The sequence below is a fragment of the Flavobacterium sp. W22_SRS_FP1 genome (assembly GCF_052113685.1).
GTDB lineage: Bacteria > Bacteroidota > Bacteroidia > Flavobacteriales > Flavobacteriaceae > Flavobacterium.
Genome location: NZ_JBGQOE010000031.1, coordinates 1 through 25,773 on the forward strand (window position 1 = coordinate 1; position 25,773 = coordinate 25,773).

15 protein-coding genes are annotated in these 25,773 nt (G+C 33.5%); 3 read left to right on the forward strand and 12 right to left on the reverse strand.

Features of this window, described 5'->3' with window-relative positions:
• From ACEN2H_RS13680 to ACEN2H_RS13695, 4 genes are all read right to left on the reverse strand, one after another.
• On the reverse strand, positions 1–577 hold a 577-nt coding region (locus tag ACEN2H_RS13680), incomplete at its 3' end, for a BspA family leucine-rich repeat surface protein (protein WP_441733282.1).
• 108 nt (positions 578–685) lie between these two features.
• Positions 686–955, reverse strand: a complete 270-nt coding sequence (locus ACEN2H_RS13685; protein WP_441733284.1) for a hypothetical protein — start codon at positions 953–955, stop codon at positions 686–688.
• A 16-nt stretch (positions 956–971) separates the two neighbouring features.
• On the reverse strand, positions 972–3,869 hold the full coding sequence (locus ACEN2H_RS13690) for a BspA family leucine-rich repeat surface protein (protein ID WP_441733286.1): 2,898 nt from the start codon (positions 3,867–3,869) through the stop codon (positions 972–974).
• A 112-nt stretch (positions 3,870–3,981) separates the two neighbouring features.
• Positions 3,982–4,890: a tetratricopeptide repeat protein gene (locus ACEN2H_RS13695; RefSeq protein WP_441733288.1), complete on the reverse strand. Its 909-nt coding sequence runs from the start codon at positions 4,888–4,890 to the stop codon at positions 3,982–3,984.
• A 358-nt stretch (positions 4,891–5,248) separates the two neighbouring features.
• On the opposite strand from ACEN2H_RS13695, the gene ACEN2H_RS13700 reads away from it, so the two are divergent.
• The 3 genes from ACEN2H_RS13700 to ACEN2H_RS13710 all read left to right on the forward strand — a co-directional run bounded on the left by ACEN2H_RS13700 (position 5,249) and on the right by ACEN2H_RS13710 (position 6,560).
• Positions 5,249–5,914 carry a WYL domain-containing protein gene (locus tag ACEN2H_RS13700; RefSeq protein WP_441733290.1) on the forward strand — a complete coding sequence of 222 codons (666 nt, stop codon included), beginning with the start codon at positions 5,249–5,251 and terminating at the stop codon, positions 5,912–5,914.
• Between the two features lie 9 nt (positions 5,915–5,923).
• On the forward strand, positions 5,924–6,232 hold the full coding sequence (locus ACEN2H_RS13705) for a hypothetical protein (protein ID WP_441733292.1): 309 nt from the start codon (positions 5,924–5,926) through the stop codon (positions 6,230–6,232).
• Positions 6,233–6,386: 154 nt separating this feature from the next.
• Positions 6,387–6,560 carry an IS3 family transposase gene (locus tag ACEN2H_RS13710; protein WP_441733293.1) on the forward strand — a complete coding sequence of 58 codons (174 nt, stop codon included), beginning with the start codon at positions 6,387–6,389 and terminating at the stop codon, positions 6,558–6,560.
• Between the two features lie 267 nt (positions 6,561–6,827).
• Here the strand turns inward: ACEN2H_RS13710 and ACEN2H_RS13715 are convergent, their stop codons facing one another.
• The 8 genes from ACEN2H_RS13715 to ACEN2H_RS13750 all read right to left on the reverse strand — a co-directional run bounded on the left by ACEN2H_RS13715 (position 6,828) and on the right by ACEN2H_RS13750 (position 25,766).
• Positions 6,828–7,853, reverse strand: a complete 1,026-nt coding sequence (locus ACEN2H_RS13715; protein WP_441733295.1) for a PorP/SprF family type IX secretion system membrane protein — start codon at positions 7,851–7,853, stop codon at positions 6,828–6,830.
• Between the two features lie 12 nt (positions 7,854–7,865).
• A complete protein-coding gene (locus tag ACEN2H_RS13720) occupies positions 7,866–16,121 on the reverse strand; it encodes a PKD domain-containing protein (protein ID WP_441733297.1) in 8,256 nt (2,751 codons plus the stop codon).
• Positions 16,122–16,645: 524 nt separating this feature from the next.
• Positions 16,646–18,028, reverse strand: a complete 1,383-nt coding sequence (locus tag ACEN2H_RS13725; protein ID WP_441733299.1) for a peroxiredoxin family protein — start codon at positions 18,026–18,028, stop codon at positions 16,646–16,648.
• Positions 18,021–18,989, reverse strand: a complete 969-nt coding sequence (locus ACEN2H_RS13730; protein WP_441733300.1) for a hypothetical protein — start codon at positions 18,987–18,989, stop codon at positions 18,021–18,023. Before ACEN2H_RS13730 ends, ACEN2H_RS13725 begins: the two co-directional genes overlap by 8 nt.
• Positions 18,990–19,100: 111 nt before the next feature.
• The gene (locus ACEN2H_RS13735) at positions 19,101–20,432 is read right to left on the reverse strand and encodes a hypothetical protein (protein WP_441733302.1); all 1,332 of its coding nucleotides are present in this window, start codon (positions 20,430–20,432) and stop codon (positions 19,101–19,103) included.
• 18 nt (positions 20,433–20,450) lie between these two features.
• Positions 20,451–21,497 carry a LamG-like jellyroll fold domain-containing protein gene (locus ACEN2H_RS13740; RefSeq protein WP_441733303.1) on the reverse strand — a complete coding sequence of 349 codons (1,047 nt, stop codon included), beginning with the start codon at positions 21,495–21,497 and terminating at the stop codon, positions 20,451–20,453.
• Between the two features lie 579 nt (positions 21,498–22,076).
• The gene (locus tag ACEN2H_RS13745; protein ID WP_441733305.1) at positions 22,077–23,465 is read right to left on the reverse strand and encodes a hypothetical protein; all 1,389 of its coding nucleotides are present in this window, start codon (positions 23,463–23,465) and stop codon (positions 22,077–22,079) included.
• 1,044 nt (positions 23,466–24,509) lie between these two features.
• Positions 24,510–25,766 (reverse strand): hypothetical protein, encoded by a 1,257-nt coding sequence (locus ACEN2H_RS13750; protein WP_441733307.1) that lies wholly within the window; start codon positions 25,764–25,766, stop codon positions 24,510–24,512.
• Positions 25,767–25,773 lie beyond the last annotated feature (7 nt).

Genomic DNA, 25,773 nt, shown 5'->3' on the forward strand with positions numbered 1-25,773 from the left:
TTGCTGCCATATGAGTAACATTAGATACATCCCAATTTCCAATATTTTGATTGAATGAACTCGCTCTAGCAAACATTGCTGCCATATGAGTAACATTAGATACATCCCAATTTCCAATATTTTGATTGAATGAACTCGCTCTAGCAAACATTTCTTCCATATTAGTAACATTAGATACATCCCAATTTCCAATATCTTGATTGAATGAACTTGCCGACTCAAACATTCTCTCCATATCTATAACGTTGGAAACATCCCAATTTCCAATATTTTGATTGAATGATTCCGTTGTATAAAACATTGCTGCCATAAGAGTAACATTAGATACATCCCAAGAACTTATATCTTGGTTAAAATCCCAAGCATGTTCAAACATAGCATACATCGTTGTTACATTACTTACATTCCAATTACCTATAGAGGAATTAAATTCATGAGCGTCTAAAAAAAGTTCTGACATATCAGTTACTTCAGAAGTATTCCATTGAGATATATGGTCATACTTTTTTGCAGCTGAAGCCTCATCACTGCACCACTCATTTACTGCGATTCTTAATGTTTCGTTATTAAAGGTCATAATTTATTAATTGTTTTTTATTTACTATAATTATCAAATCATTTCATTAGTTTGCTTCCAACCATTATTTTAAATCAAAGATATTCCTGTTTTTCCTGACGATTTACATTACAGTTGTTTACAAAAATCTTGAAATCTTTTTAATGCATTAATGAATGCACTATGGCTTTTTTTTCCAAATTCCTCTTCACTACCATATGTATCGTATTTTTTTACATAAAAACAAATGTTTTCAGTTAGCTCTTGAAGAGGTACTCTTTCCCTTTCACAAATTTTATCAACTCGTTTTACATAATCATATACCGTAGAAGGTTTGCCTGAAGGAGTGTTTTCACTATAACCTTGTTTTTTTAAATATTCTTTAAACTGATTTAACATATCTTATTTATAATTTTTAATTATTATTTAATTCTAAATCACCATAAAACCCCAACATGAATTTTGTTAAATCTTCTAATTGCGTGTTTTCACTTATAAATTTAATTAAATTTATAAAAGTAGAATTGAGGTGATTTATTTGTTCTACGCTAAGCATCCCTATTTTATGTTTTAATTCTTCAATGCTACAGAGTACCACCTCCTCATTTGTATCAATTGGATAACAAGTAGTTATTAAGTTGATTAAAGTTGTTATAATTAAAGTTTCCTTTTCGACAATAGTTATATCAATATAGGCAAGAATAAGTTTGTTTAAGCTAAACCTAATCTCTAAAGGAATTAAATCTAAAGATTTTATTTTAAGCTGATCTACTTCTTTTGTGTCAATTTCATTCGATATAAGTTTCTCATCATATTCTGGATAAATATCTTTCAAAAATTCCTTTCCATCTTCTAAATCTGTCATTGCAAATCGAATTGCACCGTATAACGCTGATACAGACTCGTAAAGTAAATAATCGTATTTTGAGTTTACTTCAATATCAAAGTTGCTTGTCTTGATTAATAATAGCTTATTATATATAACACCAAAACAAATAATACGTGGAGTAATGAATATTTTCTTTTCGTCATCATTCTCCTTTTTCATTCTAAAATGATACTCTTGATAATGACCAAAACTGTATTTGTTTATGCTTTCATTATTAATTTCTATATTTAATAATCCATAATTTTTTTCAAATCTTCTATAAATAATACCGAACAAATAAGTATAGTCGTAAGCTGGATCATCCTTTTCATCTGTTATGGACTGTAAATCAATATTAACCAGATAGATAGATAATTCTAAACTATTTAACTCTAATTTATTCGCATTTGAAATCTCATCCGAAAACATAGAAACATCCCCAGTAAACAAAGAAATTAGAGCAGTTCCATACCCTTTATCATAATACAACTCAGAAATTGATGAAAAAGTTTCAAAATCTGAAATCTGTTTTTTTTGTATGTTATAAAATTTAAGTTTTTTTGAAAAAACAATTTCTACAAACATTTCAATTGGAAATTGAATCATTGTTGATACATTTAGTATATTCAAATATTCACTTAAATGAAAATTGTCATCTACAAAAGCTAAGTCTGACATTAATTCAATTATAAATTCTTTTTCTAAATCATCTTCAAAATGGGTGAATAATAATGCATTATAAATTGAAAGTTCAACATCATTTTTTTCAGAATGGGTTTTCAATTTAATTTCTCCTTTATAATCATAAAAATCCGTCAATCTTATTGACGAGCTCTCTATTACTATTTTTTCATTTTCATTGTCCACACCGTCAATACTTGCCAACCCTATTAAGTTTTGAAGAATTATTGATATTTTATTATTTGTTAAGTCAGAAAGAATTTCACTATTAAATTTTTTGATCAAGTCAATGTTTTTCAGTTCTACAATCGATATGTTTGACACATCCTTTCCTAATAATATTTCAATTTCATTCTGTTCAACTAAAGGCATTATATTTTGTGCTGCTAGACATAAATTATACTGATTTCTATTACCAGAATATGTATATTTTGAATTATTAGCTAATTCTTTAAGTTTATTTATGAATTCTTGTTTGTCCAAAATATTAATTTGGTCAGCTGCCGATTCAAGATTGAAATTAGAACTTGTGAGCATATCACTCGCAGTGACATTTAAAACATCCCATTTAGACAAATCTTGATTGAACGAAACTGCTTCAAGAAACATACCTTTCATGTTTGTCACTTTACTCACATTCCACTTGTTTAGGGGGTGATTGAATAAACTTGCTTTAGAAAACATCAGACCCATCGAAATGACTTTTGATACATCCCAATTTCCTATGTCTTGGTTGAATGAACTGGCTTCATAAAACATTGCCACCATATCTATAACGTTAGAAACATTCCAATTTCCAATATTTTGATTGAATGAACTTGCTCCAGCAAACGTTCCCTTCATACCTATAACTTTGGAAACATCCCAATTTCCAATATTTTGATTGAATGAACTTGCTCCAGCAAACATTGTTTCCATAATAGTAACGTTAGATACATCCCAATTACCTATATCTTGATTAAATGAAATTGCTCCAGTAAACATCTGGTCCATATTTGTAACGTTTGAAACATTCCAATTTCCAATATTTTGATTGAAAGAACTAGCCTCACCAAACATTGCCTTCATATCTGTAACGCCAGATACATCCCAATTTCCTATATCTTGATTAAAAGAACTGGCACCCTTAAACATTCCCTCCATATCTATAACGTTGGAAACATTCCAATTGTTTAGAAGCTGATTGAATTTCGATGCTCCTAAAAACATTGATCTCATTGTAGTTACATTAGATACATCCCATTTGTCAAGGGGTTTATTGAATTTCGATGCTCGAGAAAACATTCCACACATAGCTATAACGTTGGAAACATCCCAATTTCCAATATCTTGATTGAAAGATTTAGCATTGTAATACATTGATTTCATATTTACCACACTTGACACATCCCAATCTCCTATAGGCTGATTAAAATTTAATCCTATACTGTCCTCAGCACATGAAAACATTTCACTCATGTCTTTAACTTTACTAACATCCCACTTACTTATTTCTTGGTTAAAATCATAAGCATTATCAAACATAGCATGCATCGTTGTCACATTACTTACATTCCAATTACCTATAGAGGAATTAAATTTATGAGCGTCTAAAAAAAGTTTTGACATATCAGTAACTTCAGAGGTATCCCATTGAGATATATGACCATACTTTTTCTCAGCTGAAGCCTCATCATTGCACCATTTATTTACGGCGATTCTTATTGTTTTATTATTGAATTTTAATTGTGAATTGTCTTTTTTTAAAAAATCAAATAGTCCCATTTTTATTATTTTTTATTTAAAAATTATCAAATTGTTCTCGCATTAAGTTTGTAAATGCTTCCCTTATATTTTATAAATATAATATTTTTTTGCAATTAAGTATAACTCCGCTTTACTTACAATATTCCTGAATCAAAGAAGAAACTTCTTTATCTCCTAACTCTTGAGCTTTTTTCCAATCTAAACAAGCACTTTGAGTTTGTCCAATTAAAAGCTTAGTGTTCCCCCTAAGACTAAAAGAATCACTATCGTCTGGATTCAAAATTATAGCTTTATCAAAATCAGCTATAGCAGATTCATAATTTTTAATTCCCTCATAGATAACACCTCTGTTTAAGAAAGTTGAACTATCATTCGGATTTAATTCAATAGACTTTGTATAATCCAAAATTGCCCCTTGGTAGTCTTCCAAAATATTTTTTACATACCCTCTATTATCATACGATTTAAAATCATTAGGATTTATTTCAATAGCTTTTGAATAATCTTCAATAGCTCCTTGATAATCTTCTAAATTCCTTTTAGCAAGACCTCTGTTGTAGTAAAAGCTACTATCATTTAAATTTAGTCCAATAGCAATAGAAAAATCCAATATTGCTCCTTGATAATCTTTTAAATCAAATCTAGAGTTCCCTCGATTATAATAAGTCCTATTATCTTCAGGATTAATTTCAATAGCCTTAGTGTAATCCTCTATTGCTCCTTGATGATCTTCTAAAACTGCTTTAACAAGTCCGCTGTTATAATAGGCGCCATCATCATTTGGATTAATTTCAATAGCTTTAGAATAATCTGCTATTGCTTCTTGATAGTTTTTTAAATTACAATTAGAAACACCTCTATTAAAATATGCATCGCCATATTTAGGATTGATTTCAATAGCTTTTGAATAATCGGCTATAGCTCCTTGATAATCTTCTAAATTGACTTTAGAAACCCCACTTTGAAAATAATCTTCAGCAGTTTGGCAATAAGAAAATGTGGTTAAAAATAAACTAAAAGCAATTATTATTTTTTTCATATTTTTTTTTAGTTACAAATTTCACAAATTTAAAAAGGGATTTTTTTTACGGTTTTCCACATTTTGGTGCTTTTTTTTTTAATAAAATTAAGAGAAAATCTATACCTGATTTTTTTAAGACAACTTCTTTACTTATTTGACTTTTGTATAAACAATATTACCTCCATCATCGGTAACAACAAATTGTAAAGTTTTGGAATCAATAAAAGTTTAAGTGTATCCAGTGAACCTAATTCAATTCTAAAAAGTTGTTCTGGCAAAAGTTGTTCTTCTTAACACTACAAAATTAACCACCTACTGTATCATTAAAATGATCCAGTTCTAATTACCTTTGTTTAATATAAAAAATGAATACAAAATGAGTAAAAAACAAGAGGAACGCATAACAATCCTGATAAAACTTTTATCGTCAAAACCATCTTCTCTAAAAGAGATTCTTATGTATTTTAAAAATTATAAAGACATCGAGATTGCCGAAATAACATTTAAAAGAGATAAAAAAGAAATGATCAAAAGAGGTATAGATATTTCTTTTGATTCAGGTAAATATAAAATAACTGACTATGTCAGTTCCAAAAAACAAATGAAAATTCCTGAAGAATACAAACTCAATTTACCTATCCTGTTTAGCATTCTTAATTCTGAAAAGGATTTACGCATTATTGATTGGCTAAAAGAAGAGTTAAAGGGAAAATATAATATCAATGAAGAATATTGGGAGGATGAAACTTATTTTTCAAAAAGCCTGGTAGAACAAAATCATGATATCATTTTAGAATTATGCGTGGAGATTATAAAACATATGAAAAATGGAGAAGCTATAGAATTTGAATATCGAAAAGTCGATAATAATGAGCTAAAAAAATATACTATTGCACCTTTACAAATAAGATTACATGAAAATTTATACTATTTATTTGGCTCTGTCTATAAAGAAAATATTATAGAATATGGTATCCGAAATTTTAGAGTCGATATGATTGAAAACTTGAAAATATTTCCTGCAAAATCAACACTAAATTAAAATGAGGAAATGAAATATAAGTATAAGGAATTGGCAGAAAGAGTAGATTTAAAGAATTATTTCAAATATTGTATTGGAGTATATAATCCTAACGATAAAGGACCGGTAGTCATTCGAATAAAATTTACAGGATGGGCTTGTACTTATGTTACCAAAAATAGTATCCATCATACTCAAAGCATACCAAAAGGGATTGAAAAAGAAGTAAATATAGATGGTGAGATAATATTCTGCATTGTCCACATAAAAGTATATGATACAGATGAATTAAAATTTCTTCTGGGTAGATTTAGAAATTATGCTGAACGTTTGAATTAGTTGAAATTAATAATCATTAACGCCGTCCGAAATGATACGGGCGTAACGACCTAATATGCTGCCCGTCTTTAGTAATATATGGACATGCTAAAAATTAAGATTATTTCTTAACTTTCTGTGAGGGCTAAGTTAACATGACCACTTTTTTAAGACTTTGAAAACGGAACAGATTTATGGAAATAAGCTTATATCAAAAGAGCAAATGGAACTCGATATATTCGAATTTATTGAAATCTGGTACAACAGAAAAAGAAGGCATTCCACTTTAGATTACAAAACAATTGAAAAATTCTGGAAACAGAAAAATAATTTTAAAAATGTTGCTTAACTAATACTGCGGCTTTTATTTGCATATCCAGATTTTGCTACAATTTGTTTTTAACAGATAGTGATTATATTTCCTTTAGTCACAAATCCGAAATGAGAAAACTACGCGCTAACAGGTTGAGCTTTCGTAAGACCGGCGAGTAGTTTTTTTTTTAAGATTGTACTCAATTACGCGAGCAAATATTGAACGAGCAACTCTACGATTGCTTTTCGTTTTTTCGATGACTTATTAGTTACTACTAGACGACTTATGCACAAACAAACTCCCTTAATAGTTTCTGCCCCAGGGTTGTTTAACTAAATAGTTATCACAGCTAGAGCAGCCGCGACCAATTTGCCAAGTTAGTGAAAGTTCATGCACACCTCGAGTATTACCGATCTTTGAAGTGTTGACGTCATACGAATAAGCAAATACAAAGCGATCTAACTGAATAGAGCCAAAAAGATTTACAGACGTTAAAAAATGACTGTTATTACTTTTTCCTTCAGGGTTAGTAGATGCAATGACTCCCAAAATTAAAGGCTTAAACTCGAGAGCTGTACCGAAATCTAATCTGTTGTATTCAGCTTGTCGCATGTAACTGGCAGTAAGTAATAGATTAGTTTGATCAGAAAAAAAACTTAAATGGGTTTCGTCCAAACTTAATGAGTATCCAGAATGAATGCTTAAAAACATGTCTAATGGGATAGTGGCATTGGCCGTAAATGCAATATTTGGTCTATTTAAATGTTTTAATGATGCACCAAACCACGCTTTGTCACTGTACAGTAATATCCCTGAAGAAATATCCAGAAAGTCAATTTTATCATTAGAGTTCAAAACACTTGGATCAACACTCCCTCCGCTAATTGCACCATTATTGCTATTGATTTGATCTTCGAGTAAGAGACTGCTAAAATCGAAATTTTTATTGCCATAACCTGCTTCTATTCCTAGGCGAAGTCGCCAATCATAATTGAGATTTACATTATAAGAGTAAACGCCGTTGACCTGAACATAATTATAATTGGTAAATACTTCGCGTTGATTTAAAATAGTCAAACCTAAGCCCATATTTCTTTCAGGACCAATAGGGCCATTAATAAAGGCATATTCTGTATCTATTCTTCTGCTTTCATTTGGCCATTGTGAGCGGTGCATGAGGCCTGTATATCCGGTTATTAGTGTTCCTGTAAAAGCAGGGTTAAGTGTTTCTGGAACCAAAAAATATTGAGTAAAAATAGGATCTTGTGCTTTAACCTCTCCTATAGTTAAAGAAATTAAAAGCACGTATATAACAAATTTTAGTTTCATTCTCGTTGGGGCTTATTTTATTAATACAAAAGGGTGCTTTACATTGACGACAGTTCCATAAAAAGTTTCTCCACTAACCTTACAGTAGTAATTCCCATTTTCTGCATTCTGTCCCTTTATTTTACCATCCCATCCTCGCAAAATATCCCCTGTTTCTGAATAGATCAATGAGCCCCAGGTATCATAGATATCTAGACTAACATTTTTTAACGCTTTAGTGACGGGTCTGAAGGTATCATTGAGATTATCATCGTTTGGAGTAAAAGCATTCGGAACTACTAATAGATATCCTTTTCCAACAATAAAGGTGATTTTTTGAACATATATGCATCCGAAAGGGTAAGTTACCGTTTGGGTTACAACATAGTCTTTTGGATTTATGAAGGTATGCACCGGGTTAGGTTCTGCAGAAACGCTGCCGTCGCCGAAATCCCAAAGTATACTGATGTAATCTCCAGTGGCCGTATTAGTAAACTCAATGGGGTCATTTATCGAATAAGCCCCAAAAGTAGAATACGAGTATGAACTTGCATTATAAGAAGCTGTTCCAAGGGACTGCAATTTAACATTGAAGGAGTAATTAGATTCACAACCTATGGCATCCGTTACGTATAGTATAGCTGTTCCGTTTTGGCTGGTATTCATCATTTCATTATTCGCTCCGCTAACCGTTCCGCTCGACCATGTGAGTTTGTACGGTGGAACCCCACCCGAAACATCAGCAACAAAGGTTTGATTAACGTATTTGTTTTCACAATCAAATTCGGTTTTTGTCACTACTCCAATCTCGATAGCTGGAGGTCTGTTGATACTATATTGAGCCTGTTTTGAACATCCATTGGCGTCTTCTACCGTAACCAAATAATTTCCTGCGGCAATGTTGGCTAAATCTTCCGTCGTAGCTCCGTTAGACCAGACATAGGTAAAAGGTGCAGTGCCGCCAGCAACAAGGAGATTTATTGCTCCGCTGTTAGCATTATCACAATCAAAGGCATTGGTGATATTGGCAGAAAGAACTAATAATTGAGGTTCCAATATGATAAAAGTTCTTTTTATCGTACAAGGCTTACTGTCAACAATAGTTACCGTATAAGAACCTGGACCTAAATTATTCCTGACAGTTCCAGCCGTGGAATTATCATCCCAAGTCAATTTCACGGGAGCGATACCACCCAATAGATTTAAGTTAATACTGCCATTGTAATCTCCAAAACAACTGCTATTTTTCACTACCGGACTGATAGTAAAAATGGGGGGGGCGGGAATATTTACATTTAGTGTTTGTTTACAATTATTGGCATCCGTTACGGTAATTAGATAATCACCTGCGGAAAGATTGTCCTGAAAATTACCCCCTCCCAGATTGCTCCAGTCGATCGTATAGGGAGTTACACCTCCGCTTATAGCAAGGGTGATAGACGCATTATTATCACCATAACAGATTATTGGTGTGGTTGTGGCTGTCAAAACAATAGCTGCAGGTTGGCTTAGCGTAACACTTAGTGCTTTAGAACAACCTGAATTATCGGTTACAACTAAATCATAAGTTCCAGCAATAATATCACTTAGATTCTTATTGGAACTTGTATATCCGTTTGGTCCTGTCCAGGCAAAGTCATAATCGGATATTGCAGGTGTTCCTCCAACTGCTGAAATATTAATAGCTCCCGTAGATTCTCCAAAACACAATATATTAGTCTGGCTTATTAGACTTACAGCTAATGCTGGAGGTTCAGAAATAGTAAATGTCCTTGTTTTTGGACTACAATTGTTAGCATCAGAAACCGAAACCACATATACTCCAGGACTTAGATTTAAAATGTCTTCTGTGGTTGCATAAGGGATTCCATTTTTAGTCCAGGCAAATTTATAGTCCAATGTTCCGCCGGAAATCGTGATTTTAATTTCACCATTGGCATCATTAAAACAAGTAATATCTTTTTCTAAATCAGTAGTTATGACAATATCGTCGGGTTGAGTAATATTTACCGTTTGAACCTTGGAACAACTATTAGCGTCAGTAACCGTCAAGTGATAAATTCCCGCTATTAATCCTGTTGGATTTAACGAAGTTTGCACCGGAATCGTATCCCAAGAATACGTCAATGTTCCTGTTCCCCCACTGGCTACAATGGAAACTGCGCCCGTATTATTTCCGAAACAATCTACATTAGTTTGAGAAGCGATTGCGGTTACAATTCCGTTGGGTTCCTTTATTATCGCTTGCGTGCTTGTCGAACAAGCTTTAGAATCTGTGACCGTGACGGCATATGTGCCAATTGCCAGATTTGTCGCAACATTCGAAGTTTGAACTGGTATTGTATTCCAAGAATAGGTGAAAGGTGCTGTTCCTCCAGTAGCAGTAACAGTTGCTGAACCTGTACTGTTTCCTGAACAGAAAACATCCGTCTGGGCGGTTATAGTTGCGATCATTCCCGCTGGTTCTGTTATTGTGATGGGGCTTGAAGTTCCGCATCCATTTGCGTCTGTAACAGTTACGTTGTAAATCCCTGCTTTTAATCCGGTAGCTGTTGACAGGGTTTGAATTGGGCTGGTATTCCACGAATAAGAATATGGGGAAGTCCCTCCTGAAACTGAAACGGTAGCGCTTCCGTCATTGCCGCCAAAACAACTTACGTTGTTTGAGTTAGAAATAACTGAACTTAACCCTACTGACGGCTGAGTTATAAGCACCGTTTGCACTTTTGAGCAACCATTCGCATCTGTAACGGTTACATCGTAACTTCCTGCCGTTAATCCGGTCGCGGTAGCAATTGATTGCACTGGAACTGTGTTCCAGGAATAGGTTAAAACTCCCGAGCCTCCACTGGCCGAAACCGTTGCCGAACCCGTGCTGTTTCCAAAACATAATATATTGGTTTGGGCAGCGATAGACGTAACAATTCCATTTGGTTCTGTAATAACTGCTTGTTTTTGTATCGAACAGTTATTGGTATCAGTTATCGTAACGGTATAAATTCCTGCCGTCAATGCTGTGGCTGTTGCCAAAGTTTGAATTGGGCTGCTATTCCAGGAATAAGCTAGGTTTCCTATTCCACCGCTGGCGTTTACTGTTGCCGAACCTGTTGCAGCGCCAGCACAGCTAACACCTGTTATTCCTGATATTAACGCGGTAATGCCGCTGGGCTGTGTAATAACTATTCCGAGAATTGTCTTCACACTTCCATTTGCATCTGTTACTCTTATGTCATATGTTCCTGCTGCCAAACCCGTAAAAATATAATTCGTAGCCACTGAATCAATAATACTACTTGTTATTCTACCTCCTTGCAAAGTCAATACATAATCATAAGGCCCAACAGATTGTTGTGTAATATCAACTTTAATATTACCCGACGAATAACCAAAACATAAAACATCGCTATGTCCAGCGATATCTTCTTGAATGAGCAACGGCAAGGGTGATGTCAAGGTAAAGTTTAATGTAACAACATCACAAACTCCGTCATTTATGGTTAGCGTATAGGCTCCAGCGGCAACATTAGAAATATCTTGACTTGTAGAAGAAAAACTGCCTGGTCCCGACCATAAATAAGTATAAGCACCCGACCCCCCCTTTACTGTGACATTAATTGCTCCATCGGATACTCCAACGGCACTAACATTGAAGCCGTTGAAGTTAGATAGGATGCTAGATGTTATTATGGTAGGATTCACTATTATTTTATAATCGAAAGGCTGCCCAGTACACGAAACCCCATTATTATCAAGTGTGGCTGTCGACGTATACGTTACGGGTAGTGGATTAGTGGTTAAATTCACCAAAGTTTGAGTTGGAATTGTATTTATTCCGGAAGAAGTTGCTCCAGAAATTCCCGCTGGAACATTTGCAGTCCAATTGAAAATTAACGTACCTGTAGTTGGACTTGCTAATGTTATTGGTGAACTGTCGCTTCCTGAACAGAGGGTTTGGTTGTTTCCCGAAAAAACGACTTTTGGGGAAGGATTTACCGTTACCACTGCAGTAAATGAAGAGCCGGTGCAGCTGCCCGACTTAGGTGTTACTGTGTAAGTGGCTGTTTGAAGGTCATTTGTGTGATTTACTAAGGTCCCATTAATATTTGTTTGATTTGTCAATGCTGCAGCTCCCGTAATTCCTCCAGTAATGACTGGGACTCCCCAAGAATAAGTAGTTCCAGCTGGAACGATGTTTCCTGATCCATATGATGGAATTATTGAAAAGGCAGTATTAGAACAGATGGTTTGTGCTTGAGGGGTTATGATAGAAGGCACTGGATTGACTGTTATTGTATAAGGATATAAAGCTCCTTGACAACTTGCTCCACTATTAGATTCGGCTGTTGCCAAATAGGTTATTATAATTGGCAAACCGGTTGAATTGGTTAGTGTTTGAACTGGTATAGTATTGTTCCCACTAGCCGTAATTCCTGATATTCCTGCCGGTTCTACGGCTGTCCAAGTGAAATTAGTGCCCGCGATTGTACTGCTTAAAGTTACTAAAACAGACGAAGAGGCCGAACATAAAACTTGATCTATTGGAGAGAATACAACTGCTGGTGATGGGTTTATCGTTATTGTAAAAGGTCTAGTCGCTCCAATGCAGCCATTCAAACTTGGAGTTACCGTGAAATTAGCAACAATGGGATTAGTCCCATTATTGATAGCCGTAAATGCTGGAATATCTCCAGTACCAGTTGCTCCTATTCCGATAGTAGGATTACTATTTGTCCACTTATATACTGTACTTGGAATTGCTCCCGAAAATAAAATAGCGGTGGATGACTGTCCGTTACAAATCGTTTGACTCAAAGGCAGATCCATCGTCGGCGATGGATTGACGGTGATTGTAAAAGTTTTTGGAGTTCCTAAACAACCATTTGCTTTTGGGCTAACCGTTATGGTAGCTGTTACCGATATTAACATGGTATTCGTTGCGGTAAAGCTTGCTATGTTTCCGCTTCCTACTGCTGCCAAGCCGATGGATGGAGTGTCATTCGTCCAGTCAAAAGTAGTTCCTGAAACATTTCCCGAAAAGGCAATAACTCCACTCGAAGCAGTATTACATTTAATAAGATCTGGTATTGAATTTACCGTTGGAGTTGGATTAACGGTAATATCAAATGTTTTTGATAAACCTGTACAACCATTAACCACTGGAATTACAGTAATTGTTGAAGTCACAGCTGTAGCTCCTGTATTTATTGCTGTAAATGAAGGAATTGTATTGATGCCCGAAGCTGCTACCCCAATGCTTGTAGTACTTGATGACCAATTATAAGTCGTGCCCGAGACATTTCCTGTAAAATCTATTAGAGTGCTCGATATTCCAGCACAAAGGGCAACGCTTGTAATTGCATTAACGTCAGGTTTTGGCTTTACGGACACAACAACATCAAAGGGCAAACCTGCACAACCATTGGCAGACGGAATAACTGTATAAGTTGCCGTTTGTACAACGTTGGTCGGATTTGTTAATGTGCCAGAAATAGTTGCCGCGTTTGTTCCCGCAACCCCACCGGTAATTCCACCAGTTACTACAGGAACTCCCCAAGAATAATTGGTTCCTGTGGGGATTATGTTTCCAGCTCCATTAATTGGAGCTATAGCGAATGATGAACCACTGCAAATCGCGGTAGTTATATTTGCTGCTACATTAGGTTTTGGTTTTACGGTTATGGTGTAAGGAAATATTGCTCCGGCACAACTGGCACCATTTGCCGATGTTGCTCTGGAATTATATGTTAACACGATGCTGGCATTTGTGTTGTTTATTAATGTTTGAGCCGGTATTATATCTGTTCCACTTGTCGAAACTCCTGATATTCCTGTTGGTTGGACTGCCGTCCAATTAAAAGTGGCCCCTGAAGTGGTACTGTTTAATGTGACCAAAGCAGAAGTATCATCCGAACAAATAATCTGGTTGGCCGGTGAAAAAGTAACCACTGGTGCAGGGTTTACGTTAAATAATACCGTTGTTTTACAACCTGCATCATTTGTATAAGTAATAGTTGTTGTTCCTGCCGAAACTGCGGTTACTAAACCTGTATTATTTACTGTGGCGACAGCTGTAGCTGACGATGTCCAAGGCGTAGCTGCAACTGCAGATGGTGAACCTGTTAATTGGGAACTAGTGCCAATACAAGAAAACAAAGTACCAGATATTGTGGGCGAAGGATTAATAGTAAAGGAACTGCTTGATGTGGTTGAGCTGCATTCGTTAGTCACTTTCAAAGAAAACAGAAATGTTCCCGAAGCACTGTAACTGATCGTGCCAGGATTTGCAGTTGCTGCTGTTGAAGGACTTCCGCCTTGAAAACTCCATTCATAACTTAGGGGAGACTGTGTACCACAATTCACAATAACAGCAGTTGGGTTAATTGTGGTTGTTGGCAAAGTTTGACAAAGAGATGCGATTGGGCTTAGGATTACTGTTGGGGGCTGTTTTATAGTTACTGTTTGCGGAGCTGATGTTACCGAACCGCACGAATTAGTGGTTGTAAGCGACAGACTATAAATTCCGGGGTTTATGAAATTAAACTCAGGTGCAAAAGATGTCAAGGTTGTCCCGTTTAGCAGAGTGTAATTTGAAGTTACGCTACAATAGCTGGCAGTATAAGCAATGTTCCATTTGTAAGTTGGAGCGGCGCAAGAAGCAGTAAGATTTGTGGTATTTGTTGTAGCCACTGCAAGTGGAGTACAAGCCGCAATTTGGCTGAGTGTAAAAGTTGGGACAAGTGCTTCTTGAATACAAATTGTTTGCGTTTTTGTCGTTGTTCCACATGCATTTTGAGCTTTTAAGGTAACAGTATATGTTCCTGGATTTGAATATATGTGATTAATGTTTTGAGGCGCAGAAATTCCAGTTTTGATTATAGCTGAGCCGTCTCCAAAATCCCAGGTGAAAATTGAACCTTTACTACAGTTCTGACCATATCCAGGAACAGTAGTGTTTGTAAACAAAACATTGTTGTTGATACAACTTGTAATTGGTGCTGTAAAGTTTGCTGTTGGCCTTGTTAATATAGATATGTTTCCTAAGGTAAAAGGGGTAGTGCCGCATGCATTACTTACATCTAGTTTTACTTCAAAACTATTGGCGGGACAACTACTTGAAGTGTAAATATGAGAGATTGGATAATTAGAAGAATTTGAAGGAGCTCCAGAATTATAATAGATTGAGCTATTTAACTGATTTTGTGTCAAAATAGTTATTGATGAGCCATCACCATAATCAACTTTATAAGTAGTATCGAGCGAATTAGTACCCCAATTTGATATTGAAAATTGTAAATTTGACGTTGGAGCGCACAAATTTTGTGTAGAGCCTGGACTATTTAAGCCACCTAGGGGATTGGAAACATTTTTGACAATATAGGTTTTAGAATTGCTACAACCATTATTCCCATTTGCGTTGATCGTCATTGAATAAGCTCCAATAGAAGAATATGTATGAGAAATGGGGAATGTAATATTAGCTTGTGTATTTCCATCCCCCCAATTTATAGAAAATGATGAAACACAAGTTGAGGCAGAGTTATTTCCTACAGTTATGGAATACGCAGAACTTGACGATGCATTACCACAATTACTAAATGGGTCAAAGAGATTATTGACATCCGTAAAATCAATGTCAGGTTTTTGCTTTACAGTTACTGTCTTAGTTTTAGTTACCGTACATGCACCACCAGTAACTGTTAGAGTAACGTTAAATATTGCAGTATTACAACCTAGTGAGACAAACGAATGGACTGGGTTTTGTTGCGTTGAGGTTGTGCTATCACCAAAATCCCATGAATAAGTGTACGATCCCCCCGTCAGATTTGATGAAAATTGAATCGCAGTTCCCATACAGCTGTTATCATTAGTAAATGTGAAATCGACTACGGGAGGTGAAATTATATTAACTGTCGCACTGCCAGAACTGCCTTGTTCGTTAGGAGTATCGACATCATGAACACTATCCAAGTTATAAATAAAGATTCCTGCATTAGAAGTATTTACCGCTACTGTCACAGAACTGTTGTTTCCTGTAGTTGCGACAGTAAGGGGAGCACCGCTATTAATATGGTATGTAAATGTATATGGTACGCTACCTCCTGAGCCTGTAAAAGTTATTATAGGAGCTGCAGCCTTCTGACATACCGTAGCATTTCCTACTATTTGTCCGGATGGATCGGCAACCGTTTTTAATATTCCGCTTTCCATTCCTTTATTTATGGAATACGAAGGGATTGAATTAAAAATTATTAAAACGAATAAAAATAGAATCTTGTGAATATTTTTCATGTATGGAACTGGTTGTCGCTAGTAGTAATTATATTTCTCGCATAAATAGTAACCTCATAATTTAAAAGAATTATTGTTTCACGTTTTTCTAAAACGATGTTGCTCTTATTGAAAAAAACAATTCATTTTGTTTGTAATTACTTAGTGTTTTCCTGTTCGTATGATAGGCTTTTTTTGAATAGAAGTTTAGAACCAACTATCATCAAGGTCAGGGCTAAAGTCAGGAACTATCAAATAATCGTAGCGAGAAAAAAACACACAAATAGGATTCACTTTATTTAAGCATCTTACTCTGGATCATCTTACCGTATCTCGCTCTTGATGACGAAATAAATTAGTAAGAGCAATGCATGTTTTAATATCAATTACATATTATTTTCTTACGTTTTAAATTGTTAAAGTTATGATAATTTGTAGTATAATTCTATAAGTTTCAGTGATTTTTAATAAATAAAAATACAGTGGCTAGAGGACGATTCATTACTACTGTATATGAAAAGCTTTTTTTGGTATTACTTCTAAACTTATTCTTTCAAATTCCAATCTACCCAAGCATCCAATTGATTTATAGAATTAGGACGAAGAATAATTTCTCTTTTTCTATCCAATAAAAAAATTGTAGGTGTTGAAAACACGTAATAATCGGATACAATTTTACAATCCCACTTTTTTAGATCGCTGTAAGATAAAAACGGAAAATTTTCTGTAAAATCTGTGAAAGATTTTTGATTATCTTCTAATGCGATGAATATTACTTCTACACCTTTTGATTTCCATTTTGTGTATAAATTAACAATTGAAGGAAGTTCTTCATTACACTTAGGACACCAACTTGCACCAAAAGCCACTACTGTATATTTTGCTTCAACATCAGATAATTTATTGATTGTGTTTGATTTATTAAAAAAAGAAGATTTGTCAAAAAAAATATTTGGGGCGATATTTCCTTTTTTCATTACACGATATGTTTCCAATTGTCTTGCCAAATTATTATCTATGGTACAACTAACTTCATTTAATACTTTTAAAGCCAAATATTCTGAAGCTTGGAATAAGCTTTGTTTTTCCAATAGATCAAACAAATAATCCATTACTTCATTAAATATCTTTTCATTGGGAGCTAAATTTTCTAGGAGTGTATCAATAGAAACTTTCATTTCTTCAAATACCTTATCCAATGACTTATCACTATTTTCTAATAGCCAAAAGTGATTTTCTATAGCATCTTTTAACAAACCACTTTTGTACAAGCGAGGGTCTTTATAATCTAGTTCACGAAAATCATTTATGGTTTCTGGCACTTCCTCTGGGCGATATTGAGCAACGGTAGAAACGGAGCTCACCAATTTACGAGTAGGCAAAAACCACTTCACATAACTTTCAGTAGGTAATCCTTTTAAAAAAAAATTATCTTCCTCTTTGATACGTTTTTTTTCACCCTGAATAGCTATTAATGCTGTTTTTTGAATAGCGAACAATGAATCTAGAGTATAGATTTTCTCCAAATATGCCCAAGCACTCAATGCTTGCTCTCTTCGCGGGAATTCTTTAGCATATTTTTCAAACCACTCGTTTTCTTCCCCATTAGTGATTTTTATAGTTTCAGGATAGCTTAATGCTTTCCCGTTTATCTCAATTTCTTCTCCACTTAATATTACAAAAAAAGGTTTGTTTTCATCTGTAATTAAATAACCTACTCCATAGTCAGATTTGGAGTAGCTAAATTGGAAATTACCTTTTTCATCTGTTGTAGTTGACGAGATAGAATATGTTTTTAAACCATTAAAACCCTCTAATTTGATTTCGTGGTTAACGAGATTAACAAAATTACCCGTTATGTTTTGAGACAACAAGACATTAGAAACAAATAAAATGAAGCATGCACCTATGTTTAATTTCTTATTCATTAAATTCATTTTCTATAGTTTCCCACTGTTCTTTATAATTTTTATTTTCAAATAATGGTTGAAACCAAAAGTTTTGATTTTGAGTTTTTTCAGAATGATAATTTTCAATCATTTTAAAAATTTGATGCTCATGTTCTTTATTTCCTGATTTTGCGAAATTTCTTCTCTTATAAATAAATGCAGACCACAATCCCCATTCTGCTTCTGAAACAGAAGCTCCTAAAATTAAAACAGGATTTTTTATGATTTGAGAATACCATGTTAAATCAACAGCATTTTGGTTAAAATTATTTTCTCGCTCATGTTTTTTGTAATGTTTTTTGATTCTGATAGTATCTGAAACTAATATTGCATAACGGTTTGTACCCAAAGTAATAGAATCAGGTTTTAAAATTGAACCATGCGGGTACCAAAAACGAATTTCATGTCCTTGATTATCAGTTATTTTTCTGAAAGATGTTCTTCTATAAATACTACTAGTGCTATTTTTACCATAAATTTTACTAAAAGAACTTTCGTTACTCCAAACTATTGTTTCGCCATTTCCGTATTTCATATTACAAAGAGACTCTGCAATATGGTCAAAGTTTAAAGAAATAACATCACAAACATACTTTGGATTAAATACATCAGGATAATTAAATCTATTCTTTTCTGCTAAAACCCATTTTTGTTCTGCAGAAATAAAATTGGCAAGATGCTTGACCTCTCTTTTTTCAATTTCATGAGTTTGTTTCTCATCTGTTAAATCTTGATTACCCGTTTGATTTAGGACAATTTGTTCAAAATCAAGGGTGTATTTTTTTGACAAAGAGTTGCTATTACTCAATTTTGATAGTAATATTTCCCAATTACTTAATATAGAATTATTACCAATAGCATTCTTATGAAAACCAGAACCTAATATGATGGTTAATTTTTGGTTTTTAATGCCAACGCTATTTAATGTATTTTCAAACATAATTAATATATTTTTTTAATTTTTCATAAAGAAACATAGAATCCAAATGCGCTATAATTTTTTTCAAAATAAAGTGTGAATTCAAATAAAATCACTACGCTCATCAAAATGTCAATCCTTAATACAGCGTACTGATCGTCCCCAAGATTTACTGTTCTCATATACAAATGCGCCATTGTAACTACTGAAAGATGGCGTTACAGCCATAGTATCACTATATGTGGTTATAGTACTCGCCCAATAGTCTCCTTCCTCACCTACACCATCGAAATCACGCCCTCCACCGAAATAGCGGCGACCAGCTACTGGTAATTTAAGTTGACTAGAAAAGGCTCCTACCTGATTGTTACTGCTCCAACTTGCTAATTCCGTTTTCCATTCCGTATCGGTAGGTAATCGATAATTAGATGGACAAGGGTTATTTATCCCATTTAAACCCTGCCACAAATTCTCATTTGGAGAGCTACGCCAATCTTCCGGCGGACTAAGTGTAAGGATAAAATCACCATGACCTGGTTGATCGGTGCTACTTCTGGTAGTGATTTTATTAGAGTTTCTACATTGATGTCCATCAGAACCTCTCCCCCATTGGTACAAATCTCCGTAAGCAAGAGCATCAGTACTGCTAGTAGCCACTTGACTCGCACCAAGATTTCTATCCATCCAAGTTTTACCTGTAACAGGGTTAGTTACATCTATGACAGCTGTAACAACATTATCACAAAACACAGTTCCCGATGGATATAAAGTTGAATAATTAATATTTTGTGTTGTGAAATTAACTTCATTTCCATAAGTTGTTCCTGCGCTATTTGTGGCATAAGCTTTTACAAAATAGGTAGCATTAGCAGAAAGTTCTGAAATATTGCTAGTAAATACACCTGTTCCTGAACCATCAGCTGTCTTTGTAGCTAAGTCAATCGTAGGGTTTGATGTTTTACTCCAAACAAGACCTCTTGCCGTAATAGTTCCTCCTCCATCAGCTATAATGTTTCCACCTGAAACTGCAGAATTCGTTGTAATACTAGTTATTGCTGTAGTTGATAATGTAGGTAAAGCTACTGCTCCAGTAGTGAACGAAATTTCATTCCCATATCCAGTTCCAATACTATTGGTTGCATAAGCTCTAACGAAATAGGTGTTTGATGGTAATAAATTGGAAACTGAGCTTGAGAAATTTCCAAGGCCAGATCCATCAGTTGTTTTACTAGTTAAACTTGTTGTTGGGGATGTTACGCTATTCCATACAATTCCTCTAGCAATAACAGCATCTTCACCATCATCACTTACATTTCCTCCACTGCTAGCTGAATTTAGAGTGACATTAGAAATAGCTGAAGTTGTTAATATTGGTGCTGTTTTAGAAGGAGCTACATCACTAGAGGAGCAGCTCATGATTGTTGTTATAGCTCCAAATAATCCAATTAATTTTATGTTTTTCATGATTTTAAAGATTATTTGTTAGTTAGATGCTAAATACATAACCTCATCACTATTTAAAACTCTATTATATATACGAATTTCGTCAAGCTTACCGCCCCAAGCATCAAAAGCTGAGAATGGGTTTCTTCCAATATTTAATGAGTTTACATAGGCTATATTTGTAACAGGTGCGCCCTGCACAGTTCCCACAATGTTTCCGTCAATATAGACTTTAGCCAAACCATTTGAATCTGCAGTATATATTATATGATGCCATTCGAGAGATTTAATCAAGAAACCTTTATCACTACTACAACAAAATCCTGTTCCTGCACCACCACCAAAATTAGAATTATAGTTAGTAGCATGCAAAATTCTATTAGTATTGGAAGTACCATCAACGAAGGCAGTATACCCACCAGTTGTGCCGCCACCATATTGTAAAATTCTTGGATTATAGAATCCCCCATCCATATATATCCAAGCGCTTAATGAAAGTGCTCCTATAATTTGGAGAGATGTTTTGCTGCCACAGTCAATATAGGAATTTGAATTCCCTGGAAAACTATATGCACTGCCAGCATTTCCAAACTTATCTGCTGTTAATACGACATCTCCCTTGATAATCCCATTATTTAAATTTCCACTTTCATCGTTTGAATTTCCATTAAATGGATAATATGCAACTAAAGCAGAATCTAGATTTACGTTAGGAGTAATGAAGCTTATTTCATTACCATAAGAAGTTCCAATTTTATTTGTAGCATAGGCTCGTATATAATAAGTTGTGTTTTGTGTTAAGTTTGATATACTACTATAAAAAAATCCTATTCCGTTTCCATTATTAATTTTTGTAGGTAAGTCTATTGTAGGAGATGGAGAGGTATTCCATACAATTCCTCTAGAGATTACTGTTTCTCCACCGTCATCAGTTATATTACCCCCACTAGATGCGCTATTTAGCGTGACATTTGTTATTGGAGAAGTAGTAAGTTGTGGAGTAGTTTTTACGGCAGAATCATCTTTTATACAGCTTATTAGTGTTGTTATAGCTAGTACAAACGCAATTAATTTTATTTTTTTCATGATTTTAAAGATTTTATTTTTAATTAGATACTTAGATTATTTTTGAAAAATGTTACTATTATTTCCGTGCTTGAGTTACTTTCTTTTTCATTAAGGGAAAAACCTAAATTACTCCTTGCCTAATTTATAGTTCGCTTTGTAGAAATTTCAGCCTGTAACTAGTAAACATGCTTATTGTCGTATTAGTCGGCTATAGCTTTCCTATTTTAGTAAAATTCATTTAAATCTTTGTTTATTATAAAAAAAAATAGGCGCAACTATACTCTCGTGTATTTTTTAAAAATAAATAGATTGATATTCAAGCAATTAAATAATGTTGTATGAATAGTCTATTTTTATATTTTTATAACTAATACAAATAAAAAGACACGTTTTTAACTTAAATATTGACTGGGGAGTAATTGCATTCAAAAATTGAATAGCAGATTTGTTAGAAATAGCTAAATCCATAGGAGGTGAAAAGTAAAGCAGCCCTTGTTTAATGAATGCAACTACTCGATAAAAAAGTGCTTTTTTCAAGTAGGGGGAAAGCTGAATTGAGAATGTAATTAAAATAAAAGGAGCTCTTAAAATTGCCTTTTATTTTATCTTTAAAAATGAAGAAGCAATTTTAATTTCTTTGATTCTTTTATCTTCAGGATTTTTGCGATTTAGTAAGATTTCATTTTCACTGACGCTTGTTATCGCATTAAGTTTTTTAAGTAAGGCCGCAGATAATAATTGTCGCTTTTTTACAATAGCAGCATAATTTTCTATATCGTTTTCATTTTCAAATAAATAATTCAGTTCACTTATAGATATGTATCTATCTGCGTGTTCAATCAGAAAGATTAGGACCCTTAGTTCTGTTTCATCAAAGTTTGATATTAATTTGTTTTTATAATAGCACTGCGCTGTTGCCTTATTATAAACTATGCCTTTAAAGAGTATAGGTCTGCTTTTATTCATACTCTTCTTCCAGTATATGAAAAACATTAACATTATTACTAAAAGACCAATTCCAAAACCAAAAGCTGCAGTTACAGGTTCTTTGTAAAAGGGAATAATAAATTCACTTTGGTCAATTTGTTGGCCTAAAAATGTTTTTAAATCAACATGAGTTAACTTGAATCTGTCCCGAGATACTTCCGTTAGGCACACCACTTCTTTTTTTGATTGGTCATAATAGATTTGTACGGGTTTGATGCGCTTTCCTCCTTTGTATATTTTTAAAGTATTTTTTTCAATGTCTATTTCTAAAATGCTGCTGTAATAAAAAGCTGAATTAAGGTACAGTTTACCATTAGCAAAAAAAGATGAATACGTGTTTTTAGATAATAGGGTCGAATCCATTCTTCCCATTTTATACCATTTCATAGTAGGAAGGTTTAACCTCCAAATAATATTATCACACTTTTTGAAATTCGGAAAGTTTTTAGGGTCCTCTTCGTCTCCACCAAAAACATAAAAATTTTCATTCAAAAGATAGCTATAGAACCTAGCTCTTGGTTCGGGTATATCTTCTCCGAATGTTTGTACTTGAATCCAATCTTGGTTCTTAGCATCATATTTTGTCACCATGTTCTTGTAAGAAAAAAGACCATATCCTCCAAATAAATGTAGCTCGTTTTTATAAACAAATTTAGCAGAACCATATTGATTTTGGAAATTAGGTGTGCTATTACAAGCAACTATAGAATCATTACGAAACTCCAGAATAGGACCTGAACCCATATGAACGAAGAAGGTCTTGCCTTTGATGGAAAATTGGCTGTAATTTGCTAATCGATCAGGATAGGAAGAATGTTTAAATGCTGTTTTTACAAGGGGACTTCCTTTGTATAGAAGTGAATCATGCTCAATTAAAATGGGTGAGCCTGTTTTTGTATTTTGAAATAAAATACAATTTAAACCAAATTGGAAATCTTGCGCTTGAAAACTATTGGAAAATAGCATAACCATAGTAAAGAATATAAATCTTTGCATCATTTTATTTTCATTTTTTTGTAGTTCAGTTTCGCAACAAATTATTTTAATAATTTAACACAAAAATATGATTTATTTTATTACAAAAATTGCGGTTTTCCTACTTGTACATAATTTTTTTAAAATTGGTCTTTATGGGAAGTAGTTTAGGCCCTTGATAGTTCGGAGTAATATTTTAAATTTGTTTTTTTGGTAATCGATACTGGAGATGCTAACTTTACCCTCATAATAATTTAAGAATAAAAATCTTAATTTTAAGTTATGAAAAAGAATCGAAAAATTTATGGCCGCGTTTTAAAAGAGAAAGCAGTTCAATGGAGTTATAAATGAGCTAATATCTCAGAACTATCCAACATTGATAATAATGCTCTCGACTTCGAATTGGCAAAAAGTGATGGATTATATTTCCGACTAAACGAAGAGCAAATGGACAAGATTATTTAAGAAGTTTTGCAAGTAGCAAAAAATTGGAAAATAGAAGCAAAAGAAATTGGAATTTCTAGAAGCGAACAAGAATTGATGGAAAACGCATTTAATTTCTAAATGACAAAAAAAGAAAAAAAATACACTAAAATTATATTATTTAGAATAATTTTTGTTCATTTACATCAGTACAATTGATACGTATAAAAATCAGTTACCCTATGAGTTACCCTGTGTGATTTCGAAAATGGGAAGCCTTGATTTGACTGATAAAATTTAAAAGGTTCAAATACCTCTTTACTCTGCTCATTATATATACTTATATATATCTTATCGCTCTTATTGTCTGTTGTAATAATTTCATAGCAATCTACCGGCTTCAAAGGCTTCAAACCTTTTTTAATAGACGAACCAAATCTATGGTAGATGATATAATTACCCGTATTAGTAATTAGGGCATCTAAATACAGAATGGAACTATCAATACTATTTAATAGAACAGGGTTTTCTAAACATTTTCCAAATTGATTAATTTCCATTATTTTTTATTATTATGTTATTAGTTACTTTTGAAATTATTTTTCATTAAAATATAGGAGACAAAGCCAAATATTATATGCTAATTTAAAAATTAACGGGAGGATATTCAAAGGGCGGAATAGTCAGGATTTGAACAGGTTTTCCATCAAGTACTATTACTTTTTTAAAAAATCGATATCCACTGTCATCTTCATAGGTTACAGCAATTTCATTATCTACCAAGAAAACATCTATATCATCTAAATTAGAAAAAACTAAATCGCCATTTTTAGTATATACATCTTTCAATTGAATTTGGTATTTTGAAAAAATATACAAACCATGCCTTTCAAAAACATAATCATAAATTGGAGGAAGTAATTTACCATCTGCATGAATAAAATTCACCAGCTCATCTGGCAGTCGATGCAATGAATCCTCTGGTTTTAAAATTTCATTATCTATCAAATAATTTAGATTAGCTAAAGTCAGGAGACTATTTTTTTCATCAATAAATCCCAACTCTTCTAAATAATCTTTTAATTCAATTGCGAAATTATAGTTTTCTCCCATCAGATGATTATAATAACCCAGCAAATCCGACCTTGTAGGTGAGTAATTAGTTATCGTTACATTATGTATGTTTCGTAAAAAAGGGCTTTTAATCTCCTCAGTAATTGTTACAGTATCATCAGTAATCAAAGAATTTGCTCTTACGGTCATAGGAATGTTATGCCATTCTATATTCTTAGAATAAAGTAATTTAGAATACCATTCAACACCAATTTTTTGAGGAACATCAATTTTATAAATAAATTTCATAAAATCATCTTTTTTTTCAGATGCTATTTGATTATTAAGCTTATCATACAAATCGTCAATATTGTTATAAAAAAATATTGGAAGCATCGGGATTTTATTGGCTATTTCATCAGCTATAAATACCTGAAAATCTTTATCCAAATTATCTAATAAAACTGTAGTTTCAGTTTCTGTCGATACCAAAATAGCATTTTGATATTCTGCCGAAAGAAAATCTAATTTTTCAGAAACCACTTTAGATAATTCAACATTCTTTATTGCAGTGCTCTTAATGTATTCGTCTTGAGTCTGGAAACACAGGTAGTTTTTTACTATGTCATTAAAAAATGGTCCTTCTGTAATATCATCAAGCGAAGTAGAGTTCAATTTTAAATTTTTCCAAGAGGCAATAATTCCACTAAGTGAAGAAACTCCTTCATTCAAATAAACCATAAAGCTCGCCAAATCCATCGTAATGGTGCCTGGTTTTTCCCAATAAGTATTCCATAAAAAATAATAGTCAATTTCTTGTTCGGTTATTTTAAAACATATTTTAGCCATCAATAAA